This is a genomic window from Streptomyces sp. 5-10 (genome assembly GCF_014712245.1).
Taxonomy (GTDB): Bacteria; Actinomycetota; Actinomycetes; order Streptomycetales; family Streptomycetaceae; genus Streptomyces; species Streptomyces violaceusniger.
In genome coordinates, this window is record NZ_JACVYG010000011.1 from 119,168 (window position 1) to 141,526 (window position 22,359).

Genomic DNA, 22,359 nt, shown 5'->3' on the forward strand with positions numbered 1-22,359 from the left:
CCGCCCGGCCGTCAGGGACCGCCGGGACGGCCGTCGGCCGGGGGGCCGGGGGCTGCGGGGCCGCCCGCAGCGGGGCTGCCCGTCGCGGGGCCGTGCGCGGCTGGACCGGACGCCGCTGGGCCGGATGCCGCTGGGCCGTTCGCCGCTGGACCGGCCGCCCCGGCGAGGACGCCGAGCAGCGCCAGGGCCCCCACGACGATGCCGAGGACGAGCCCGACGGACGCCGGGGTGGGGTGGTTCCACAGCACCAGGGCCAGCGCGCCGCCCGTGATCACCACGCCGGTGGTCCAGGCCCGATGGATGTCCAGCCAGCGGCCGAAGCCCCCGGTGCGGGCCCCGAGGCGGGCCAGGCCCCGGCCGATGGCGCCGGTGCCGCGCGCCGCGGCCGAGCGGACGACGCGGGCCCCGCGCCCGGGGCCGTACAGATACGCGGCGAGCGCGGTGACGATCGCGACGACGAGAAGGGTGCGGGTGCTTTCGCGCAGGAAGCGTACGAGCGTGTCGAAGATGAAGGCCGCCGGGCCCCGGGGCAGGGTCGTGGGCGGGACGGAGTCCAGGTAGACGCCGCGCACCACGGCCAGACCGACCAGCAAGGCGGCCATCATCACCGCCGTGCCGACCCCGGCGGCCAGCAGCGTGATCCGATGCGCGGGGGAGACCCACACGGCGAGCGCGGCGAGCACGATCGTCACGGCGGGCAGCCAGGTGCCGAGGATGTCGAGGAGACGCATCGCGCCTTGCGCCTCGTCCAGCTTGTCCGTCCGCACCAGCGTGAACTGCCGGTCGATGTGGGGAAACTTGGCGGCCTTCTCGTAGCCCGCCCGGACCAGGCGCTGTTTGACGTTGTCGACGAGGGTGCCGATGTCCAGGACGATCGCGTTCCCACGGGCCTGGACCGCGCTGGTGCCCTCACCGGTGAGGACCTTGACGACGGCGGCGTGGGCGCGGCGGTTGGCCGCGTCCCACACCAACGGGAACTGTTCGCTGGTGATCGCCTTGTGGACCACGTGCTGCACGGCGTTGGTGAGGGCGCTCTCCAGCGGCCCGCCGAGCATCCGGGTGCCGTTCACGACGACGGACGGGGCTCCGGTCTTGTCCAGGTTCCTGGCGAGGTGGGCGGTGATGGCGGGCACGTCGACCCGGTCGACCACGCGTCGGGTGAGCCGGTTGGTGACGGCGGACTGGACGGAGGGGTTCCTGGCGATCGGGGCGACGGTCTGGACATACCGGTGAGGGTCGGTGATCTCTTCGTGCAGCCAGGTGGCGACGACGGCGAGCGGGGAGAGCAGCACCGCCAGGACGAGCAGCACGCACGCGCCCGCGTGGCGAAGCCGCCGGTGGTGTACGGCCGCCGTCCCGCGCAGCCGCTCGTACTCCCGCCGTTCGCTCCCGCTCAGCGGGTGGGGCTCGGCGGGACCGGAGGCGTCGGCGGACGGATCCATGGGTCCTCCCTCGCGCGGGACCTCGCGCGGGACGGAGGGGAGCGCCACCGGCCGGAGGCGCCGCCGGGGAGCGGCGGGCGGCGCGTCTCCTCGATCCGCGGTCCGAGGTTCTGGAAACGCGGCGACGGGCCGTTTCGATTCACGGTCGGGAGCCGGGAGCCGGGAGCCGGGAGCCGGGAGCCGACGTGGTGGCGAGCCCGGCGCGGGTGCGGCGACTGGCACTGACCACCGTCAGGACGGCGGCGGGGCGCGCACCGCACCGAGCATGGCTACGGCGCGTGCGGGCGTCGCGCGCCGCCCTCCCCGTCCGCCGGGAAACGGAGGGCCCCGGCGTCGGCCGTCCACTCGACGCCGCCTCGCTCCGGCCGGAGGAACGCGACGCGATCGCTGCTCATCCGGTGGTCGAAGCACAATTCGGCGACGCTGTGCACCGCCTGCACCACGCCGGTACGGCCACTGGCCGGGTCGTACGCCACCTGGCCGGGGGCGGGCACGGGACGGGTGCTGGGCTGTGGCTGACCGAGCTGGTGGTTCATACGGCTCGTCCTTCGGGCTGGCGGGGGATGTGGACGGTGTGGGCGGGGTGGCGTCGGCGCAGTACCTCGTAGTCGGTGGCCTTGCTGTGGTCACCGGCTCGTCTGGCCTGCTCGCGCAGTGCCGCGTAGTGGCGGCAGGTGGGGCAGGTGTCGTTCAACGGTCACTCTCCGGTGTGGATGTGGGTGTGGGCGGCTGCTGGCGCCGTGCGAGGTCTTCGGGGAGCGCCCCGCAGAAGAGGACGTACGGGGTCCCTCCCACCGGTGGCTCGGCCGGGCCCGCCGAACTCCACCCACGTCGCCGCGCCACTTCCCGCATCTCGCGGGTGACCCGGTCCGCGACGCGGAGTCGGGTGGATTCGGTGATGTGTTCGGAGGGAAACACCATGGGGGGTTCTTCCTGACCTGGATGTGCCTTGCGAGCTTTAATCACTCTGTGTACTCCCAGCGTTGCCCTGCGAGGCCGCGCGCAACAGGGATCGGGGCACACCAAGAGGCTTGGGGTGAGGGGAGAACCACAGGTGAGCAATGTGGACGAGCAGCCGGAAGCGGCCAGCGGGCCGGCGTTTTTCGGCGCCGAGGTACGGATCTGGCGGACGCGGGCGAAGCTGAGTCAGCGGGAATTGGGCTTGGAGGCCAACTACGGGCAGCAATATGTGGCCAAGGTGGAGGCGGGCGAGCGGCTGGCCAGTCAGGAGTTTGCGAAGGCATGCGACCAGGTCTTCCGCACGCCGGGTACGTTCGCGCGACTCCGGGAGTGCGCGAGCCAGCACGGCTATCCGGACTGGTTCGTGCCGTACGTCCAGTTGGAACGGCAGGCAACCAGCATCCTGGATTACTCAGTCACATTCATCATGGGCATGTTGCAAACGGCCGACTACGCACGGGCGGTCTTCCGTAGCGCCCATCCACGAGAGGACGCAGTCAAGATCGAAGCCAAAGTGGAGCGGCGACTGCGGAGGCGGGAGGTGATGGAGAAAGACGCAACTCCGCTTCTCTGGTGCGTCCTGAATGAGTCCTGTGTTCGTACCGTCGTGGGCGGCGTCGATGTGACGCGTGCGCAACTTGCTCACCTCCTCACCCAGGCGGAGTCCCCGGACATCACCCTGCAGGTACTGCCGTTCGCGGCAGGAGCACCCCCCGTCCCGGGAAGCTTCACGCTTCTGACGTTCGACGACGGACCGGGCATCGTGTATGCGGATACGGCGATGTCGGGCCAGATGGTCGATACGAAGGCAGAAGTGGAGCGCGCCGCTGCCAGGTACCAACGGTTGCGCGCTGCGGCTCTGCACCCGAACGAGTCATTGGCCATGATCCGTGGAGTGATGGAGGAGTACACCTAATGAAAGCGACCTTCGACCTGTCCCGCGCTGAATGGGCCAAGTCCAGCTACAGCAGCGGCGATGAAGGCCAGTGCGTGGAGTTCGCGCCCTCCATAGCCGCCACTGCCGGTGTCGTCCCCGTCCGCGACAGCAAGCACCCGGCAGGCCCCGCCCTCGTCTTCCCCGTGGAGGCGTGGACTTCGTTCACGAGCGCCGTGCGCAACGGAGAGTTCCCGGCGCCCTGAGGCGCCGCACCGCGCGGCCTCGTCGTCCTCGCACGTACACGAGAGCAGCGGGGCCACGCTCCATGCCACCTTCCATGCGTTAAGGGCTGTCGTGTTGTCGGCGTGGGGCATGTCGAAGATCCAGCCTCTTAGGTCTACCCCACGAAGCCGTAAGGAAGTAGATCCACCACCCCGGGTTGATGAAATTGAACCAGTTCTTCCTGCTCTTCAGGTGCTTTTCCCAGTAGGCATCCTGTTCTTCTACTGAGCCAGTGAGTTCGGCCGGGCAGTAGCCAAAAGTCGGAACAAGGTCCCGTACGGTGGGTGGCCGCCACAGGTGGAGAACGTAGATCATCCAAGCGCCATGCGATGCCGAAAGCCCGGAAGGTCTCACATCGACTCGTGCGCCGTGGCAGCAGACCTCCACTCCTTTCGCTGCAAGGCCAGGTCGCATCGAGCGTAACGCCTCGAACACATTGTCGCTGGCGGCTGTGGCTTCAACGCCATGTGGTGATTCCAGGCGCAAGTGCCACGGGCCGTCTCCCTCGATTGTCATCTTCCAATGCAGCCTCTGTCCTCTGCGTTGCACGCACAGATCGAACGCCTTGTTTGCGGTCATTCAATACCGCGCAGAGGTCCAAACCTTGATGGCGTGCGGGGTCCTCCTAGATCTTCGTGCCATTCGCAGTGGCTGCCCTGGACATAAAATTCCCCACCGTTTAGCAAGAAAATGTGACCCTTGTTCTGGAGGGGGGTGCCCAGCTGTAGGAAATCGCGGGCCTCCGAGATTTCCATTCTGTCGATGGACAGACTTTCGAAGCTGTTGCTGACATGCATCAAGTTAACGTTGGAGAAGAGGATGTCGACGCGAGACTCCGTGCCTTCGATATTGACGCTGCGTAGGAGGAGTTGAGAGTAACTGACCGTGTAATGCCAGAGCCGAAAATTGCGGTTCCACTCCACTAGTCGCTGCATTTTAATTCCTTCCTCCAAGGAATGGTGGATGCTTGACGTCGACAATCGCGCCTTTATGGTAAAACGTTATGGAGTCCCATGGTCGGTTCCCTCTTTTGACCGAGTCTCCAAGTATTGCCATCTCGCGTTCGGTCGTGTACCAGTTATCTCCCTTCCCTCGCATGTATGCGGCTTCGAATAGTTCGTTTATGTCGTCCGTTAGTTGTTCCTTCTTTCCGCGAAATCCGTCCATGATTACGTGTATGCGAACGTGTGGTTTTTCGTGTGCAACATCGCGAACAGATGCTAGGGCCCCATCTCGGGTTTGGTCCAGGAAATGCGTATAATTTCTCGAATTGGCCCAATTCTCTAAATCTCCCTCCGTTCGAGTGCCGAGAGCAACGTTATTCGGGCATGGGGACAAACCAAGGAGGTCGGTCCAGGTGTGCGGGTTGTGAACGTAGGCGACCGGGTTGGGATCGGGCGTGAGGCCCAGGGGGTCGGGGGAGAGATAGCGGGCGGAATCCGGGTCGTAATAGCGGTGGAAATTGTAGTGGAGGCCGGTTTCCGGGTCGAAGTACTGGCCGGGGAAGCGGAGTGGGGTATAGGCCGTGCTGTCGGCGGCCCAGGTCGTGGTGCCCCAGAGGGTGGAGCGGGTGCGCCAGGCGATGGTGCCCGATTCGTCGACGAGTTCGGTGGGGGTGCCGACGAGGTCGGTGACGATCGCGAAGAAGCGGGCGTCGATTTCGCGCTGGGTGGTGGCTTCGGTGACGCGTTCGGTCTGGGCTATGGGGCGGAGGCCGTCATGGTCCCAGGTGAGGGTGACCGGGTGGGGGAGGTCCGGGACGGTGGTGGTCTGTTCTATGAGAAGGGGGCCGTCCCAGGTGAAATCCGTTTGCTCCAGGACGGTTTTGCCGTCGGCCGCTAGGCGTTGTTTGGCGGTGCGGCGGCCGAAGGGGTCGTACAGGTAGCGCCAGACCGTGCCGTCGGGAGTGGTGACCGACACCAGGCGGTCTTCGGAGTCCCAGGTGTAGCGCCAGGTGTCGGGCTTCCTCGACAGGCGGGTCTTCTGGCGGAGGGTGAGGCGGCCCGCGTCGTCGTGTTCGTAGCGGACCGAGCCCGCGCCGGTGATGCGCGTGCCGGTGTAGCTGCGAGGGCCTGTCGCCTCCTGGGCGGGTTGCGTGCTCGGCCAGGTCGCGTGTGTTTGGTTGCCCGCCTCGTCGTAGGCGTAGGTCTCGGTCCAGCTGTCGGCGTAGACGGCCGTCACCCGGCCTGTCGCGTCCAGATCGAAGGTGCGTCGGCCCGTTAAGTGGTCGTCCACCGCGATCAGGTGACCGTCGGCTCGATAGTTGTACGTCCGGTGGTGGATGCCGCCGGGTGCGCCGGTCAGCGATTGCGTGGTCAGGCGGCCTAGCGGGTCCCACGTATGGGTGAAGGTGAGGGCGTTGCCGATGCGGCGCGTGGTCTCGCGGCCCGCCGCGTCGTGTGCCGAGGCGAGGATGTGGTTCCCGGCGGTCAGGGCGGTGCGGTTGCCCGCCGTGTCATAGGCGTACGTCGTTACGGCACCGGTGGGCGTGGTGCGGCGGATGCGACGGCCCAGGGGGTCGTAGGCGTGCGCCACGACACGGCCGTTCACCGTTTCTGACGTCACCCGGCCCATGCGGTCACGTTGGTAGACAACCTCCGCGTCCGGGCCGGCGGCCGAGGTCAGGAGCCCGGCGGGGTCGTAGGTGAAGGTTGTGGCGCGGTCGTCGGACGTCTTGCGCATCAGGCGGCCGAGTACGTCGTACTCGTACGTGATGGTCCGGCCCAGGGGATCGGTCCGGGCGGTGAGATGACCCGCCGCGTCGTATGCGTACCGAACGCGACGGCCGTCGAAGTCCGTCTCCGCTGTCAGGCGGCCCGCCGGATCGTACTCGTAACTCCACGTCAGGCCCTGCGGGTTGGTGACCTTCGTCAGTCGAAGCGCCGCGTCGTGCTCGAACTCGTAGCGGACCCCGTCCGGGCCCGTGCGGGCGGACAGCAGGTCGAAGTGGGTGTACTCGTACACCGTCGTGCCACCGACGGGGTCGGTATGAGAGAGGCAGTTGCCCTCGCCGTTGTACGTCCAGGACTCCGCCGATCCATCCGGCCCGGTGCGGTGCAGGAGTTTGCCCTCCGGGCTCCAGTCGTAGCGGGTCACCGCGCCCAGTGGGTCCGTCTCGGCCACGACACGGCCGAACGCGTCCCGCTGGTAGAAGGTCGTGGCACCCAGCGGGTCGGTGATCTCGACCGGGAGCCCGGCCCCGTCGCAGCGCACCCGGGTCGTCGCGCCCAGCGGATCGGTGACGGCGAGCAGACCTCCGTGCGCGTCGTAGAGGTAGCGGGTGGTGGCGGCAAGCGGGTCGGTGAGGGTGGTGCGGTTGCCCGCCGCGTCGAAGGTCTGCCGCCACACCGCGCCGCCCGGGTCGATGATCCGCAGAGGGTTGCCCCGTGCGTCGAGCACCGCGCTGATCTCGCTGCCGTCGGGCCGGATGACGGACGTCAGATGCCCGTGTTCGTCGTAGCGGAAGCCGGTGGTGCGGCCGAGCGGGTCGGTCTCGGCGACCGTACGGCCGGCCTGGTCGTACACCGTGCGGCTGACCGCGCCCGCCGCGTCGATCTCCCCGACGACCTGGTGCGCCTCGTCGATCAGATAGCGGGTGACCGCACCGTCCGGTGAGGTCAGGGTCGTGACCTTCAGCCCTGGGAAGTCCGGGTCCACCCCGTCGTAGCCGATGCGGAAGGTGGAGTGGCCGACCTCGCCGCCCTCGGCGATGACCCGGTCCCGCTCGTCGTAGGCGTAGGAGTACCAGCGGTCGTTGGTGTCGGTCCAGGACGTGATCCGCCCGGCCCGGTCGTAGGCGAAACGCAGCGGCAGGCCCGAAGAGCCCGTGACCTCGGTGAGATGGCCGTCGGCGTAGCCGTAGCCCATCACCCGTACGTCCCCCACCCACAGGCCGGTGATCCGCTCGTTCTCCGACGTCAGCCGCAGCCGGTAGCCACCGCTGTGCAGGATCTCGAGGGGTGTGCCGGAGGGGTCGTAGGCGAAGGTGACGCGGTTGCCGTTGCGATCGGCCATCTCCCGCAGAAGCGCAAGCGCCTCGTCGCGGTGCGGGGTGAAGGTGCGCACGAGCCCGGCATCCGGGTCGGTGAGGGTGTACGTACCGCCGTCCGCCGTCCGCGCCAGCGGCCACCTCGGCCCCTCCGCGGGCATGACCGCGGCGCCGCCCGGCACCGGATGCGGATAGGCCAGCAGCAGACCGTCCTCGGTGAAGAAGACCACGCCCCGCTCGTCGAACTCCAGCCGCTGGTCGGCCGTTGAGGCCCAGGTCGGGCCGAACCACCGCCCGGCGCGGTATCCGGAGTCCACCCGGCGGGAGAACACCAGCGGCAGCACACCCGGCAGCGCCACATCCGTCTGCGGCAGGAACATCCGCCCGGTCGCCAGGTCCACCGGATCGGTGCGCCCGTGCCGAACCCGGTCCCAGGTACGGGAGAACGCCCCCCGGCCACGGCTCCGGAGCGCGCCGCGCGCCCATCGCGTCGCCTCGCGCGCCGCCAGCCTCGCTCCGACGCGTGAGGCGATCGGGGCCAGGGCGCGCGGGGCGAGGCCCATCAGCAGGGTCTCCGCCAGCCCTCCGCCCATGGCGAGCTCCAGCGGCAGCGCGTAGGGCATGGCGAACATGGCGAGGGTGAGGAGGAGGGGAAGGCCGGTCTCGAGGAGCTTGTCCAGGAGGAAGCGGTCGGTGCCCAGGATGTCGTAGCCGGCGAGCGGGGCCTCCCCCTCCGCGATGGCCGACCAGCGGGACAGCAGCAGGACGCCGACGACGAGCGAGCCCGCGCAGACGGCGATCCGGAACTGGACCTGGGCGACGGCCTCGCCCAGAGGGGACGCGCCTGCGGCTCGGTAGCCGCGTACGGCGGAGATCAGGCGCCACAGGGCCAGGGCCAGCCCGGCGAGGCCGACGCCGACCAGAATCCGCAGCCCGGTGCCCCCGGTGAAGTACTCCTGCAGATCCTTCGTGGATGGGAAGGAGCCCACCGCCAGATACAGCAGGGAGGGGACGGCCAGCAGCAGGCTGAGCACCAGAAGCGCCTTCTCGTGCCGCGGCCAGCGGGGTCGCTGCTCCCGGGCCCGGCGCCACAGCCGCGTCAAGGTCACGCCACGCCATGCCTCCTGGCTGTGGGTGGCGTCCATACGGTGGGTCTGCTGGACGACCGACGTGCGCAGCGGCTCCAGCTTCTCCGCGCGGGTACGGGGGTGCGCCGTGGCGTACAGCAGCGCTCGGCGCTGCCGGGCGTAGCCCAGGGCGATGATCCAGGTGGCCGGAAGGCGCAGCAGGGCGTACCCGGAGAGGGCTTCGAGGGCGGTCCGGCCCTGGCGCTCGGCCGCCAGCGCGACGTCAGGCGCGCGGCGCCGGCCCAGGCGGGAGCGGCGCAGATCCCAGATCCACGCGGCGGCGAGGCACCCGAGGATGATCCACAGCCCCCACTCCCCGGCCAGCCGCTCCCGCCACTCCATCGCCGTGTCGTCGCCCTGGAAGGCCGCGGCGTAATTGGTCACCCAGTGGATCGCCACCGCCCCGGCCAGCGGCACCAGCGCCGCGACCCGGGTCAGCACGCGGGCACCGCACCACAGCAAGCCCACCGCCAGCCCGGCCAGCGCGCTGGTGAAGATGTGCGCCCCGTAGGGGAGTACCGGCCCTCCGGCCCCGACGGTGCCGGTCGGGGCGGGAAACCAACTGCCGAGGATCTGCCCGAGGCCGGGAACGTACGGGTGGTCGACCAGCCCCTTCGCGATCACCCAGCCTCCCTCGTCCGAGGGACTGGCCTTGCCCGCGGACTCGGCGTACATCAGAAGGTTTTCCAGCAGACCGAATCCGGCCCCGGCCGCCCCGCCCAGCACCACGAAGTCCGCCAGACCCCACTGCATCCGCCCGCGCAGCGCCCACCCCGCGACCAGGAGCGGCGCGATCTTGATCAGCTCCTCCACCACCGGAGCCGTCGTCCACGACACCACGTCCATGACGGCCGACAGCGAGGTCTCCCGCGCGGTGGCCAACTGCCGTGCCACCACGAGCTCCAGCACCATCGAGAGCACACCGCAGCCGTAAGCGCCCACCCCGAAGGCGAGCAGCACCGTCGGCCACCGCACCGTCCGCACCGGCCAGGACAGCAACAACAGCTGCAGCACGGCCCATACCGACGCGAGCGCCATCCAGAACGCCACGCCCCGCGACCCCCTCAACGTTGCCAGTGATCCGTCACGCTAAGTCGAACAGCGGTTACGTACAAGGGACTTCATGGTCCTGTGGATAACCGGCGTGCGCTCTGTGGGTGTCCTCGGCGGGTCCGCGCGTCCGGCGCTCACTGGTGCCGGGACGGGCGGGTGCGGGGCAGCAGGAACGCGGTGATGACCAGCCAGATGAGCCCGCCGAAGCGGACGACCGGCAGCAGGTAGGCGAACGGGTCGGCGATCAGCGTGAGCAGGGAGACCATGCCCGCGGCGGCCAGTGCCAGTCCGGTCCAGGTGAGCGGGCGCGGCAGCAGGCGGGTCATCAGCCCGGTCACCGAGATGCCGGAGACGAGCATCGCGAACGTCACCGAGTAGGCGACGCCGCCGGACAGGAACGACAGGTCGGCCAGTGCGCGAGCCAGGGCCGGATCGGCGTCCATGGGCAGGCGGCCGCCGGCCCAGCCGAACAGCGCGCTGCCGGTCAGCGCCACGGACGCCAGCACCCCGCCCACCAGCGTGATCGCCGAGCCGGGTGCGGTGATGCCCAGCGCGCGCAGCCGCCGGTAGAACACCGCCGCCAGGAGCGCCAGGGGCGTGGCCGAGGCGAACAGCAGGAGCGAGCCGAGCTCGATGGTGGTGCCGTTGTCCCGCGCGTACCGCAGGACGTCCTCGCCGGAGGCGGCGGGGCGTGGGGTCGAGCTGTTGACGACGACGTAGCCGATGGTCAGGACGGCGAACGCCAGCACGGGCGCCGGCAGCGGAGGCCCGCCCTGCGGGCGACGGCCGGGGGTGTGCTCGGCGGGGGCGGTCCGGGTGGAAGGGGTGGGGGACGTCTGTGGGGTCGTGCTGGGCATGGCTTCTCCTCCGTTGGTCGGCCAGACAACCGATGTGGAAGATAATGATTACGAACTGAAACGATTGTCAAGCGAGTATGATGTCCGCATGGGAATGACCAATGAAGGTGAACGGCCACCGGGTGCGCCCCCGACCGGTGCCGCCTTCCTGCTCGCCCAGCTCGGCGCCCACGCCGCCGAGCTGTTCGCCGAACGCCTCGCCGAGTTGGACCTGACCCCACCGCAGGGCGGCCTGCTCCGGCTGCTGGCCGACTCGCCGGGCCGCAGCCAGCGCGAGCTCGCCGACGACCTGGGCATGCCGCCGAGCCGGTTCGTCGCGTTCGCCGACGAACTGGAGGAGCGCGGGCTGATCGAGCGCCGCAGGAACCCTGTCGACCGGCGCCTGTACGCGGTCCATCTGACCGACGAGGGCGGGAAGCTGCTGGATCAGCTGCGGAAGGTGGGCGCGGAGCACGAGCGTCGGCTGACCGATGGCCTCTCGGAGCAGGAGCGGGACCAACTCACCGACCTGCTTCGGCGCTTGGCGGCCCGCCAGGGCCTCAGCCCCGGCGTCCACCCCGGCTTCCGCTCGATCCGCGCCGAGCGCTCCGGCCGCCCGGGAAGCCGCCGGAAAGGGGTGCCCGCCGACGGCGGGGACGCCGGGGTCGCCCCGTAAGCGGCAGGCGGGAGTCGACGTGGAGATCTTCACCCGTGAACCGTGAGGGGACAGGGAATGCATCCCAGCAGGTCCCTGCGCTGGATCCGTGAGTCCGGAGCGGGGGCGCCTGCCCCGGTACGCTGAGCCCAGCGGTGCCACACCCGTCGCGCGGGTTCAGGGAGGTGAGTCATGACCGCCGAGATGGTCGCTCCGGCGTGGATGCACGAGCAGATCACGGCTGAGCAGTACGACTCCTGGTCCGAGGAGCAGTGCGCGGGTATTGAGATCGTGGACGGGATGGTCGTGGTGAGCCCCAGCGCGTCGAAGCGGCACAACCGCCTGGCTCGGATCCTTGCCAACGCCCTGGAAGACGCCGCGGGTCCAGACTGGAACGCCGATACCGACTTCGATGTCCGGCTCCAGGACGTGCCGCTCACCAATCGTCGTCCGGACGTGGTCGTGTATCGCGCGGAAACGATCGACGTCACGCCCACCCGTCCCGAGCATGTGCTGCTGGTCGCCGAGGTCGTGTCGCCCGGTTCGGAGACCACCGACCGCATTGTGAAGGTGGACCAGTACGCCAAGGCGGGCATTGCCTTCTACTGGCGGATCGAGCAGGCGGCCACCGGCGTCCCGCTCGTCTACACCTACGTCCTCGACCCCGCGGCCAGGGTCTACCGGGAGGGGGACGTGTTCACCGGTGTGGTGAAGGTGGCGGCTCCGTTTCCGGTGCGGGTTGATCTCGGTCAGCTCTGAGAGGGGCGGCGGTCCGGGGGGTGGGGGCGTCGGGGGTGGTGGCGGTCTCGGCGGCCCACCGAGGACTACCACCTGGCCCGGTCCCACGTCGACATCGACGTCGATGTCGCGACTCCCGAGGACGACCTGTTCGACGGTGTGCGGCGCCCCGGTGGCCTACGGCGGCGGCAGGTGCCGCAGCTTCTCCGGGTTGCGGATGATGCGGATCTCGGTGATGCGCCCGTCCTCGACCTCCGCACAGGCGACCGTGTCCGGGCGGCCCGCGACCGTGAGCAGCAACCCCGGACGGCCGTTGACGTCCACCACGTGCACCCGGGGGTCGTCCATCGGCTGGGCGAGGACGGCGGCGAGGAAGCGGGCGACCTTCTCCGCGCCCCGCTGCGGGCGCAGGGCGGCCTTCACCTTGCCGCCGCCGTCGCTCCACGCCGTGACATCGGGGGCCAGCAGCTCCATCATCCGGTTCAGATCGCCGCCGAGACACGCGGCCAGGAACTCCTCGGTGACCTGCCGCCGCACCTTCGCCGGGGCGTCGTAACGCGGCCGGCGGGCCTGGACATGGGCCCTGGCCCGGCTGCCCACCTGCCGTACGGCCGCCTCGCCGCGCTCCAGCATTCCGGCGATCTCCTTGAAGGAGAAGCCGAAGACCTCCTTGAGCACGAAGACCGCCCGCTCCAGCGGCGACAGACTCTCCAGGACGACGAGCATGGCGAGCGAGACCGACTCGGCCAGCTCCACCTCCTCGCCGACGTCCGGCCGGGTGACCAGCGGCTCGGGCAGCCAGGGTCCGACGTAACGCTCGCGGGTGGCGGCGGCCGAGGTGAGCCGGTTGAGCGCGAGGTTGGTGACCGTACGGGCCAGATAGCCCGCCGGGTTGTCCACCGGCGTGGACACCTGACTGCAGCGCAGCCAGGCGTCCTGTACCACGTCCTCGGCGTCGGCGACGGAGCCGAGCATGCGGTAGGCGATGCCGAACAGCGTCCGCCGGTGCTCTTCGAAGGTGGTCGTGTCGATCACGCCCGCGACGCTACCCCGCAGGCGTCCGAGAAGCCCTGGCTGGTCAGGCCGAAGGCGCTGTTGACGCGCGAACGGTAGTTCTCCAGGCCGACCATGGCGGTGAGTTCGACGAACGCCGCCTCACCGAGCCGCTCGATCAGGGCGGCCGCGAGTTCGTCGGTCACGCGCGGTTCCGTCTCGGTCATCGCCTCGGCGTAGTCCAGGACGAGCAGTTCCAGCTCGGTGAAGGCGTCCTCGTGGTCGCGCCACCGCGGCACCTTGGAGGTCTTGTCCATCGGGAGCCCGAGGGCGTCGGCCTCCCAGTGGCCGAAGTCCATGCACCACGAGCAGTTGATCTTCGCCGTCGTGGCCATGACCGCGAGGTGCTTGAGGGTCGGGTCCAGGCGGTTCCACCTGGCGGCACCGCGCTCGGCCCGGACATAGGTGAGCAGCACCCGCGGATTGTGGCCGGCGGCCAGACCGGGGTCGAGCACCTTGCCGTAGGCGCGCCGGGAGTACCAGGCGCCGATGCGGTTGAGCAGCGTGCTGGGCGGGGTGAGCGAGATACGGGCCATGGCGGGCTCTCCATCGTGTCGTACCTGTGGTGGCAATGGCGTGCGCAGGTACGACAGAGAAGCCCGCCGGAGTGTGACATCCGGCGGGCCCGCATCCGGAACCGACGGACCGATGGATCGACGGACCCGACGGACCCGACGGACCCGACGGACCCGACGGACCCGACGGACCCGACGGACCCGACGGACCCGACGGATCGACGGATCGACGGATCGACCGGCCCGACGGACCCGGCGGACCGACGGCCCGGCGGACCCGGCGGCGTCGGGACGAGGCCGCCGAGGCCGAATGGTTTTCCGGGGCGGGTACCGCGGGGATACAGTCCGGCCAGGGACCGGACCGGGACCAGGGGAGGGGCCGGTGTGATCGAGATCGTCACGGTGAGCGCGCTCACCGCATTCCTCGCGGCGGTGGGGAACGGCGCGGCCGGAGAAGTCGGTAAACAGGTGCTCCTGTCGACGGGTGTGCTGGTGAGACGGACCTTGGGCCGGGAGACGCCGCTGCCGGCCACCGCGGAGGGGTGGGAGGCGCTGGCGCGTCAGATGCATCCGCGTCTGGGCGAAGACGGCCGCGGGTCCGGCGAGTGGGCCCTTCTGCTGCGGAGCCTGCCGGACGCGGCGGTGGCGCTGCGCCCCGCGGCGGGACTGCCGCCCGCCACGCGGGACTTCACCGACCGCGAGGCCGTCCTCAGGCAGCTGAAGCGGGAGGCGACGCGCGCCGCGGACGGGCGGCCACGGGTCGCGCTGCTGCACGGTCCGCCCGGCATCGGTACCAGCGCGGTGGCCCTGCACTGGGGCGCCGCCCAGATCGCGCGGTACCCCGACGGGCAGTTCTACGTCGACCTCTCCGACGCCGCCGGAGACCACGGACCGGAACCGGCCACCGTCCTGCTGCGCCTGCTGCGGCAGATGGGAGTCGAGCCCGAGCGGATTCCGCCGACCGAGGCGGGGCGTGAACAGCTCTACCGGCGGTTGACGGCCGGCCGCAGGGCGCTGGTGGTGATCGACCACGCGTCCTCGGTCGCGCAGGTCCGCAACCTCATTCCGGCCACGCCGGAGGTGTTCTTGCTGGTGGTGGCGTCGGGTCCGCCGTTCGCGCTGGAGGCGGAGCGTATCGCCGTCCCTCCGCTGAGCGAGCGGGACGGCTTGAGGATGCTGAGGAAGGTGGCCGGGGCCGAGAGGGTGGCGCGAGCCAAGCCGCGGATGCCCGCCCTGCTGGACACCTGCGCGGGCAACGCCTTCGCCCTGAAGGCGGCGGCGATGCGCCTGCTGGCCGAGGAACCGCCCTTCGCGGATCCGCCCGACGAGCCCACGGGGCACCATCCGGTGCACACCATGACGCGGGACGCGTGTCGCCGTCTCGGGCCCGAGGTGGCGCGGCTGTGCCGGCTGACCGCGCTGGGCGGCTGGCCCGCGATCGACGCCCGGCTGGCCTCGGACGCCGCCGCCGTCGCCGAGGAGGAGGCCGCCCGGATGCTCGCCGCGGCGGCGGACGCGCAGTTGGTGGAGTCGGTGGGGGACGGACGTCACCGCTTCCGGCCCGAGGTGCGCCGCCATCTGGCCGACGCCGCGGGTCCCGAGCACGGGATCCCGGAGTGCTTCGCGGCGGTGTCACGGGTGCTCGACGGACTGCTGAACCGGGCGCTGCACGCCGCCCACGCGGCCCTGCCGCAGAGCTGGCGGACCGAGCCCGCACCCGAGCGGGGGACCGCGTACGGTGACGAGGCCGAGGGCATGGCGGCCCTGCTGGCCGAGGCCGGGAACCTGGTGCGGGCGGTCGCCGTGGCGGACGAGTACCAGCACATCGACACGGCGCTGCGACTGGCCCGCGCGCTGTGGCCGCTTCAGCTGAAGGCCGGACACGGGGACGAGGTGCTGCCCGCCCTGCGGATCGCGGCCCGGTGCGCCGACGAGCATCAGCCGCGGTCCCGCATGGCGGGTGCCCTGCACTTCCAACTGGGCCACTGTCTGGGCGAGATGGGACGGTGGGAGGAGGCCGAACACGCGGTGCGCGCCGCCGTCGCCTGCGAGCGCGCCGCGGGCCACTTACGGGGCGAGGCGTCGTCCGTGGAGTTCCTGGGCCTGCTGTGCTTGAACCAATGGCGGTACGAGGCGGCGTACGAGCGGTTCGTCGAGGCGGAGGGCGTCTACCGGCGGATCGCCCCCGGCCAGGAAGGCGCGCGGGACCTTCCGCGCGCCCTCGCCCTGATCGGGCGTCACCAGGGACGTGCCCTGCGTGGCCTGGGGCAGCTGGCGGAGTCCCGCCTTCGCCTGGAGGCCGCGCGGGACTTCTTCGCGGAGCGGGGAGAGGCGTACAACCAGGCCCGTACCCTCACGGACCTCGCCGAGACGCTGCACGACGCCGGTGAGCACTCCGAAGCCCTGCTGAGGATCGCTGAGGCCGAGCGCCTGCTCAGGCCGGAAAGGGCGACTCCGCACCTGGGCTATCTCTCCCGTCTGCGGCTGCGCTGCGAGGCGGCCGGGCAGGCGGAGTAGCGGGGGTCACCGTCACCGGGTGCACCCGGCCGGCCGCGTGCACCCGGAGCGTCGTCCCACCCGGCGCCACCACACCGCCGCCCGCCCGCCACGCGTGCAGCGCGGAGGCGTAGGCCGCCGGATCGGCGTCCGCTCCCGGGCCCGCCGACAACCGCAGCACGCCGTCATCCCGGCCACGCGCGGCGCAGCTGTGCGGGCCGGTCACGTACACGGCGAGCGAGCAGTGCGGATACCGGCGCAGCACCTCGGCGGTCCACTCCTCCGGGCCGCCCAGGCGGGGGTCGTCCGGCTGCCCCTCACGGAAGATCACGTCAGCCGGCGTCAGGCTGCCGGGGTCCCGGGTGTCCTCATGGACGGCGAGGTGCCGCTCGCCGACCGCGTCGTACGGGTGCCCGGTGGAGCGCTCGATCCAGACGTCCGCTCCCCGGACGCGGGTACGGACCTCCAGCGGAGTCGTACGCCGTGGGGGGTCGTACGGTGGCAGCGGCAGCGGCTCCAGCAGGGCGGGAGCCGCGGGCTCGGGCAGGTCCATCAGCGTGTAGAAGAGCCTCCGCAGCAGCGCCGCCGACGAGCCCGGGGCCGAGCTGATGAACTCCGCGGGACCGGCCACCGGGCGATGCCGCGCCAGCAGGTCCTCCAGCTGCCCGCGCAGCGGTTCGTACGGGTCGAGCCGAGGGGCCTTCCGGACGAACGCCGCGAGGGGCGCCTCCGGGTCCAGCCGGTCCCGCGTGGCGGACGCGAGCAGCACGGGGATGTCCAGCGCCGCGGCGTAGTAGGACACCGCTCCGAAATCCCCCAGGACGACGTCCGCCGCCAGCAGGGCCTGTCGCCACGCGTGCACGGGGTCGATCAAGGTCAGTCCGCCGCGGCGGGCCCGGTCCAGCCAGACGCGTATCTGCCCCGGCCCGTGCCCGTACCAGATGTTCGGATGCAGTACGGCCGCCAGCCGGTAGTCGTCAGCCGGCAGCTCGGAGGCGAGCCGGGGGAGCAGACTCGGCAGGATGTCCTGGTCGCCGCCGGTTCCGAAGAAACCCTCGGGGTTCCAGGTGGAGTTCAGCACGACGAGCCGCTGGCCGCGACGCACGCCCAGGGCGCGGCGGAACCGCTCCCGGTGGGGACGCCCGGCCAGCATGCGGTCGAAGCAGGGGTCGCCGGCGAGTACGGATGCTCTTTCGGCTTCCGGGCACACCCGCCGCAACCGCTCCAGCTGCTCCGGGTGGGAGAGGACGAGGCCGTCCACGAACGGCTCGCCGTTCGCCAGCAGCCACTCCGGCGCCAGGCCGAATGTGGGTTCGTGTCTCGTGTCTCGTGACTCGTGACTCGTGACTCGTGACTCGTGACTCGTGACTCGTGACTCGTGACTCGTGACTCGCCCAGTTTTTTAGTGTATCCGACGCCATGTGACAAGACAGCCAATTTGCCTTGTATGTCCTGGAGTTGACCACCGAAGCTCGCGGAGATCGCCAGCGCCACCGGTGTCGCCAATGCCTGTTCCCAGGGCAGCACGGGCAGACCCAACTCCGCGAACAACTCGCCGATTCCGGCCTGAAACGCGGAGGACTCGGTCGAGGTGACCAGGAGTTGTACCCGGAAGTCGTCGTGGAACAGCGGCAGTACGTCCAGCAGGCGGCCCGCGGAGGTGACGTTGTGCACCACGAGCAGTACCCGTCGGCTCGTCGCCCGGCTGGCCCAGCGCTCCGCGTCTTCCCCGACCGGCACCCGTATCGCCTGGGCATCAGCCGATCCCACTCGCCGTTCCCTCCGTCAGCACTCGATGACGTTCACCGCGAGCCCGCCCCGCGCCGTCTCCTTGTACTTGACCTTCATATCGGCGCCCGTCTGCTTCATCGTCTTGATCACCTTGTCGAGCGAGACATGGTGGCGGCCGTCGCCGCGCAGGGCCATCCTCGCGGCGGTGACCGCCTTGACCGAGGCCATGCCGTTGCGCTCGATGCAGGGGATCTGGACCAGGCCGCCGACGGGGTCGCAGGTGAGGCCGAGGTTGTGCTCCATGCCGATCTCGGCGGCGTTCTCCACCTGTTCCGGGGAGCCGCCCAGGACCTCGGCGAGGCCGCCGGCCGCCATCGAGCAGGCGGAGCCGACCTCGCCCTGGCAGCCGACCTCGGCGCCGGAGATCGAGGCGTTCTCCTTGAAGAGCATGCCGATGGCGCCCGCGGCGAGGAGGAAGCGGATGACGCCCTCCTCGTCGGCGCCCGGGACGAAGCGGGTGTAGTAGTGCAGGACGGCGGGGATGATGCCCGCCGCGCCGTTGGTGGGGGCGGTGACCACGCGGCCGCCCGCCGCGTTCTCCTCGTTGACCGCCATGGCGTAGAGGGTGATCCACTCCATCGCGCGGGCGCCCGGGTCGCCCTCGGAGCGCAGGGCGCGGGCGGCGGTGGCGGCGCGGCGGCGGACCTTGAGGCCGCCGGGCAGGATGCCCTCCTGGGACATGCCGCGGGCCACGCACGCCTCCATGACCTGCCAGATCTCCAGCAGCCCGGCCCGGATCTCCTGCTCCGTGCGCCACGCCTTCTCGTTCTCCAGCATCAGGGCCGAGATCGACAGGCCCGTCTCCTGGGAGAGCCGCAGCAGCTCGTCGCCGGTGCGGAAGGGGTGGGTGAGGACGGTGTCGTCGAGCTTGATGCGGTCCTCGCCGACCGCGTCCTCGTCCACCACGAAGCCGCCGCCGACCGAGTAGTACGTCTTCTCCAGCAGCGGATGGCCCTCGGCGTCGTACGCGCACAGCGTCATGCCGTTGGCGTGGTACGGCAGCGAGCGGCGGCGGTGCAGGATCAGCTGGGCCGAGTCGTCGAAGTCGATCTCGTGGCCGGGGCCGATCTCGGCGCCGAGCAGCCGCAGCCGCTTGGTGGTGCGGATGCGCTCCACCTCGCCGTCGGCCGCCTCGACGTCCACGGTGCGCGGGGAGTGGCCCTCCAGACCCAGCAGTACGGCCTTCGGGGTGCCGTGGCCATGACCGGTGGCGCCCAGGGAGCCGAAGAGCTCGGCGCGGACGGACGTGGTGTGGGCCAGCAGACCCTCGTTCTTCAGCCGGCGGACGAACATCCGCGCGGCGCGCATCGGGCCGACGGTGTGCGAACTGGACGGGCCGATGCCGATCGAGAAGAGGTCGAATACGGAAATGGCCACCGGGGGACTCCTTCGTCTGCACGCCGGGGGAAGCGTGTGCCCGCCGGGCGAGGCGTGCGGGCCGTGCGTGGGGTGGTGCGGGTGGTGCGGGGCCGGTGCGGTCGGTGCGGGTGGTGCGGCGGGGGCGCGCCAGGTCGGGCGCGCCCCCAGGCCCCGGTTACTCCGGGTTACTTGGACAGGTGCGCGTACAGCGGGTGCTTGTCGGCCAGGGCGGTGACCCGGGCCTTCAGCGCCTCCGCGTCGTACGACGGCTTCAGCGTCTCCGCGATCACGTCGGCGACCTCGCGGAAGTCCTCCGCGGTGAAGCCGCGCGTGGCCAGCGCCGGGGTGCCGATCCGCAGACCCGAGGTGACCATCGGGGGCCGCGGGTCGTTCGGGATCGCGTTGCGGTTGACCGTGATGCCGACCTCGTGGAGCCGGTCCTCGGCCTGCCGCCCGTCCAGCTCGGAGTCGCGCAGATCGACCAGGACCAGATGGACGTCGGTGCCGCCGGACAGGACGGCGACGCCCGCCTCCCGCACATCGTCCTGGGCCAGGCGCTCGGCGAGGATCCGGGCGCCCTCCAGCGTGCGCTCCTGGCGCTCCTTGAACGCCGAGCTCGCCGCCACCTTGAAGGACACCGCCTTCGCCGCGATCACATGCTCCAGCGGACCGCCCTGCTGGCCCGGGAAGACCGCCGAGTTGATCTTCTTGGCCAGGTCGGCGGTGGAGAGGATCACGCCACCGCGCGGACCGCCCAGGGTCTTGTGGGTGGTGGTGGTCACCACATGGGCGTGCGGTACGGGCGAGGGGTGCAGCCCGGCCGCCACCAGACCCGCGAAGTGGGCCATGTCGACCATCAGGTACGCGCCGACCTCGTCCGCGATCCGGCGGAAGGCGGCGAAGTCCAGCTGGCGCGGGTACGCCGACCAGCCCGCGATCACCAGCTTGGGGCGGTGCTCCTTGGCCAGCCGCTCGACCTCGTCCATGTCGACCAGGCCGGTCTCGGCGTCCACGTGGTAGGGCACCACGTTGTAGAGCTTGCCGGAGAAGTTGATCTTCATGCCGTGGGTCAGATGGCCGCCGTGCGCCAGGTTCAGCCCCAGGATGGTGTCGCCGGGGGAGAGCAGGGCGAACATCGCGGCCGCGTTGGCCTGGGCGCCCGAGTGCGGCTGGACGTTCGCCGCCTCGGCGCCGAAGAGCTCCTTGACCCGGTCGATGGCGATCTGCTCGACCACGTCGACGTGCTCACAGCCGCCGTAGTAGCGGCGGCCGGGGTAGCCCTCGGCGTACTTGTTGGTCAGGACCGAGCCCTGGGCCTCCATGACCGCCGCCGGGGCGAAGTTCTCCGAGGCGATCATCTCCAGGGTGGACTGCTGGCGGTGGAGTTCGGCGTCGACAGCAGCGGCGACGTCCGGGTCGAGCTCGTGCAGGGAGCTGTTAAGAAGCGACATCGAGGGTCCCGATCGAATAAGGAGGGTCAGTTTTCGGCGAAGGCGGTGTACTCGTCGGCGGAGAGCAGGTCCTCCGGCTCGCTCGTCACCCTCACCTTGAACAGCCAGCCGCCCTCGAAGGGGGCGGAGTTCACCAGCGCCGGATCGTTCACCACGTCCTCGTTGATCTCGGTGACCTCACCGGAGACCGGCGCGTACAGGTCGCTGACCGACTTGGTGGACTCCAGCTCACCGCAGGTGTCACCGGCGGAGACCGTGGAGCCGACGTCCGGGAGCTGGACATAGACGACGTCGCCGAGCGCGTTGGCCGCGAATTCGGTGATGCCGATCGTCGACACGCCGTCCTCGCCGGCGGCCGACAGCCACTCGTGCTCCTTGCTGTACCGCAGCTGCTGGGGGTTGCTCATGGTCCGATTCTCCTGGATACGGGGGAGTGCTTGGGAAACGGGTCTTAGCTGGTGGGATGCGGCGCCGACGGGAGACGACGCCGAGGGACGCGACGGGCCGGGCTCGCCGTGGCCGCCGCTCAGCGAGGGGCCGGGGCGCCACCCGCGCTCGCGGAAGCTCAGCGCCCGCGCTCGCAGGAGCTCAGCGCTCGCGCTTGTAGAAGGGGAGCGCCACGACCTCGTACGGCTCCCGGGTACCGCGGATGTCCACGAACACCCCCTCGGTGCCGGGCCCCGCGTACCGCGGGTCCACGTACGCCATCGCGATCGGCTTGCCCAGCGTCGGCGAGGGCGCGCCCGAGGTGACCTGGCCGATCGGCGAGCCGTCGGCCGCCACCACGGCGTAACCGGCGCGCGGCACCCGGCGGCCTGAAGCGATCAGGCCGACCAGGGTGCGCGGGGTGACGGTGTCCGCCTGGCGGGACGCGGCCTCCAGGGCCGCCCGGCCGACGAAGTCGCCCGGCTTGTCGAACTTCACCACCCGGCCGAGGCCCGCGTCGAAGGGGGTGGTGTCGGTGGTCAGCTCATGCCCGTACAGCGGCATGCCCGCCTCGAGGCGCAGGGTGTCCCGGCAGGAGAGACCGCAGGGCACCAGGCCCACCGGGGCTCCGGCCTCGGTCAGCGCCTCCCACACCCGCTCGGCGTCGTCCGGCGCCAGGAACAGCTCGAAGCCGTCCTCGCCGGTGTAGCCGGTGCGGGCGATCAGGGCGGGGACGCCCGCGACGGTGCCCGGCAGCCCGGCGTAGTACTTCAGCCCGTCCAGGTCGGCGTCGGTCAGGCGCTTGAGGATCCCCGGGGACTCGGGCCCCTGGACGGCGAGCAGCGCGTAGGCGTCGCGGTCGTCCCTTACGGTCGCCTCGAAACCGCCGGCCCGCTCGGTCAGCGCGTCCAGCACCACCTGGGCGTTGGCGGCGTTGGCCACGACCAGGAACTCCTCGTCCCCGAGGCGGTAGACGATCAGGTCGTCCAGGATGCCGCCCTCGTCGTCGCAGATCATGGTGTAGCGGGCGCGGCCCACGGCGAGCGCGGACAGCCGGCCGACCAGCGCGTGGTCCAGGGCGTCCCCGGCCCGCGGACCGATGAGAGAGATCTCACCCATGTGGGAGAGGTCGAAGAGCCCGGCGCGGGTGCGCACCGCGGTGTGCTCGTCGCGCTCGCTGCCGTAGCGCAGCGGCATGTCCCAGCCGGCGAAGTCGGTCATGGTGGCGCCGAGCGCGCGGTGCCGCGCGTCCAGCGCGGTACGGCGTGGGGTGGGCGGGGCGTCGGTCACGATTCAGGCTCCAGGGGTCG

The 22,359-nt window shown here is 70.8% G+C and carries 18 protein-coding genes; 5 read left to right on the top strand and 13 right to left on the bottom strand.

Going from position 1 to position 22,359, the window contains the following annotated elements; all coding sequences use genetic code 11:
• Positions 1–11 precede the first annotated feature (11 nt).
• The 3 genes from IEJ02_RS16110 to IEJ02_RS16120 all read right to left on the bottom strand — a co-directional run bounded on the left by IEJ02_RS16110 (position 12) and on the right by IEJ02_RS16120 (position 2,136).
• On the bottom strand, positions 12–1,442 hold the full coding sequence (locus IEJ02_RS16110) for a hypothetical protein (RefSeq protein ID WP_191065514.1): 1,431 nt from the start codon (positions 1,440–1,442) through the stop codon (positions 12–14).
• Between the two features lie 269 nt (positions 1,443–1,711).
• Complete coding sequence (locus tag IEJ02_RS16115) at positions 1,712–1,978, bottom strand: hypothetical protein (protein WP_191065515.1); 267 nt, start codon at positions 1,976–1,978, stop codon at positions 1,712–1,714.
• Complete coding sequence (locus IEJ02_RS16120) at positions 1,975–2,136, bottom strand: hypothetical protein (protein ID WP_191065516.1); 162 nt, start codon at positions 2,134–2,136, stop codon at positions 1,975–1,977. Before IEJ02_RS16120 ends, IEJ02_RS16115 begins: the two co-directional genes overlap by 4 nt.
• Positions 2,137–2,496: 360 nt before the next feature.
• On the opposite strand from IEJ02_RS16120, the gene IEJ02_RS16125 reads away from it, so the two are divergent.
• Both IEJ02_RS16125 and IEJ02_RS16130 read left to right on the top strand, forming a co-directional pair.
• Positions 2,497–3,318, top strand: a complete 822-nt coding sequence (locus IEJ02_RS16125; RefSeq protein ID WP_317985812.1) for a helix-turn-helix domain-containing protein — start codon at positions 2,497–2,499, stop codon at positions 3,316–3,318.
• Positions 3,318–3,542: a DUF397 domain-containing protein gene (locus IEJ02_RS16130; protein ID WP_191065518.1), complete on the top strand. Its 225-nt coding sequence runs from the start codon at positions 3,318–3,320 to the stop codon at positions 3,540–3,542. Before IEJ02_RS16125 ends, IEJ02_RS16130 begins: the two co-directional genes overlap by 1 nt.
• Positions 3,543–4,136: 594 nt before the next feature.
• Here the strand turns inward: IEJ02_RS16130 and IEJ02_RS16135 are convergent.
• The 3 genes from IEJ02_RS16135 to IEJ02_RS16145 form a co-directional block, all read right to left on the bottom strand.
• On the bottom strand, positions 4,137–4,496 hold the full coding sequence (locus tag IEJ02_RS16135; protein WP_191065519.1) for a hypothetical protein: 360 nt from the start codon (positions 4,494–4,496) through the stop codon (positions 4,137–4,139).
• 1 nt (position 4,497) lies between these two features.
• Positions 4,498–9,726 (bottom strand): DUF6531 domain-containing protein, encoded by a 5,229-nt coding sequence (locus IEJ02_RS16140; RefSeq protein ID WP_191065520.1) that lies wholly within the window; start codon positions 9,724–9,726, stop codon positions 4,498–4,500.
• Between the two features lie 137 nt (positions 9,727–9,863).
• Complete coding sequence (locus IEJ02_RS16145; protein WP_223863898.1) at positions 9,864–10,586, bottom strand: DUF4386 domain-containing protein; 723 nt, start codon at positions 10,584–10,586, stop codon at positions 9,864–9,866.
• 88 nt (positions 10,587–10,674) lie between these two features.
• On the opposite strand from IEJ02_RS16145, the gene IEJ02_RS16150 reads away from it, so the two are divergent.
• Positions 10,675–11,241, top strand: a complete 567-nt coding sequence (locus IEJ02_RS16150; RefSeq protein WP_223863899.1) for a MarR family winged helix-turn-helix transcriptional regulator — start codon at positions 10,675–10,677, stop codon at positions 11,239–11,241.
• Between the two features lie 171 nt (positions 11,242–11,412).
• The gene (locus tag IEJ02_RS16155) at positions 11,413–11,979 is read left to right on the top strand and encodes a Uma2 family endonuclease (protein WP_191065521.1); all 567 of its coding nucleotides are present in this window, start codon (positions 11,413–11,415) and stop codon (positions 11,977–11,979) included.
• A 156-nt stretch (positions 11,980–12,135) separates the two neighbouring features.
• Here the strand turns inward: IEJ02_RS16155 and IEJ02_RS16160 are convergent, their stop codons facing one another.
• On the bottom strand, positions 12,136–12,993 hold the full coding sequence (locus IEJ02_RS16160; protein WP_191065522.1) for an RNA polymerase sigma-70 factor: 858 nt from the start codon (positions 12,991–12,993) through the stop codon (positions 12,136–12,138).
• Positions 12,990–13,547 carry a carboxymuconolactone decarboxylase family protein gene (locus IEJ02_RS16165; RefSeq protein ID WP_191065523.1) on the bottom strand — a complete coding sequence of 186 codons (558 nt, stop codon included), beginning with the start codon at positions 13,545–13,547 and terminating at the stop codon, positions 12,990–12,992. The genes IEJ02_RS16160 and IEJ02_RS16165 overlap by 4 nt, the downstream gene beginning before the upstream one ends.
• A 363-nt stretch (positions 13,548–13,910) precedes the next feature.
• Between IEJ02_RS16165 and IEJ02_RS16170 the strand changes: the two genes are divergently transcribed.
• The gene (locus IEJ02_RS16170; protein ID WP_191065524.1) at positions 13,911–16,043 is read left to right on the top strand and encodes an ATP-binding protein; all 2,133 of its coding nucleotides are present in this window, start codon (positions 13,911–13,913) and stop codon (positions 16,041–16,043) included.
• Here IEJ02_RS16170 and IEJ02_RS16175 read toward each other — a convergent pair.
• The 5 genes from IEJ02_RS16175 to gcvT form a co-directional block, all read right to left on the bottom strand.
• On the bottom strand, positions 15,961–17,322 hold the full coding sequence (locus tag IEJ02_RS16175; RefSeq protein ID WP_370467061.1) for a CDP-glycerol glycerophosphotransferase family protein: 1,362 nt from the start codon (positions 17,320–17,322) through the stop codon (positions 15,961–15,963). The genes IEJ02_RS16170 and IEJ02_RS16175 overlap by 83 nt on opposite strands.
• 485 nt (positions 17,323–17,807) lie before the next feature.
• Entirely contained in the window at positions 17,808–19,190 is a 1,383-nt protein-coding gene (locus IEJ02_RS16180; RefSeq protein ID WP_191065525.1) for an L-serine ammonia-lyase, read from the bottom strand.
• Between the two features lie 167 nt (positions 19,191–19,357).
• Positions 19,358–20,623, bottom strand: coding sequence for a serine hydroxymethyltransferase (gene glyA, locus IEJ02_RS16185; RefSeq protein ID WP_191065526.1), 1,266 nt, complete (start codon positions 20,621–20,623; stop codon positions 19,358–19,360).
• Positions 20,624–20,649: 26 nt separating this feature from the next.
• Positions 20,650–21,030 carry a glycine cleavage system protein GcvH gene (gene gcvH, locus IEJ02_RS16190; protein WP_046090265.1) on the bottom strand — a complete coding sequence of 127 codons (381 nt, stop codon included), beginning with the start codon at positions 21,028–21,030 and terminating at the stop codon, positions 20,650–20,652.
• A gap of 181 nt (positions 21,031–21,211) precedes the next feature.
• Positions 21,212–22,339: a glycine cleavage system aminomethyltransferase GcvT gene (gcvT, locus tag IEJ02_RS16195; RefSeq protein ID WP_191065527.1), complete on the bottom strand. Its 1,128-nt coding sequence runs from the start codon at positions 22,337–22,339 to the stop codon at positions 21,212–21,214.
• Between the last annotated feature and the right edge of the window lie 20 nt (positions 22,340–22,359).

Excerpts from the sequence above, each read along its gene's own strand:
- IEJ02_RS16110 (WP_191065514.1), bottom strand. The coding sequence starts at position 1,442 with ATGGATCCGTCCGCCGACGCCTCCGGTCCCGCCGAGCCCCACCCGCTG.
- IEJ02_RS16115 (WP_191065515.1), bottom strand. The coding sequence starts at position 1,978 with ATGAACCACCAGCTCGGTCAGCCACAGCCCAGCACCCGTCCCGTGCCC.
- IEJ02_RS16130 (WP_191065518.1), top strand. The coding sequence starts at position 3,318 with ATGAAAGCGACCTTCGACCTGTCCCGCGCTGAATGGGCCAAGTCCAGC.
- IEJ02_RS16135 (WP_191065519.1), bottom strand. The coding sequence starts at position 4,496 with ATGCAGCGACTAGTGGAGTGGAACCGCAATTTTCGGCTCTGGCATTAC.
- IEJ02_RS16145 (WP_223863898.1), bottom strand. The coding sequence starts at position 10,586 with ATGCCCAGCACGACCCCACAGACGTCCCCCACCCCTTCCACCCGGACC.
- IEJ02_RS16150 (WP_223863899.1), top strand. The coding sequence starts at position 10,675 with ATGGGAATGACCAATGAAGGTGAACGGCCACCGGGTGCGCCCCCGACC.
- IEJ02_RS16155 (WP_191065521.1), top strand. The coding sequence starts at position 11,413 with ATGACCGCCGAGATGGTCGCTCCGGCGTGGATGCACGAGCAGATCACG.
- IEJ02_RS16165 (WP_191065523.1), bottom strand. The coding sequence starts at position 13,547 with ATGGCCCGTATCTCGCTCACCCCGCCCAGCACGCTGCTCAACCGCATC.
- glyA (WP_191065526.1), bottom strand. The coding sequence starts at position 20,623 with ATGTCGCTTCTTAACAGCTCCCTGCACGAGCTCGACCCGGACGTCGCC.
- gcvH (WP_046090265.1), bottom strand. The coding sequence starts at position 21,030 with ATGAGCAACCCCCAGCAGCTGCGGTACAGCAAGGAGCACGAGTGGCTG.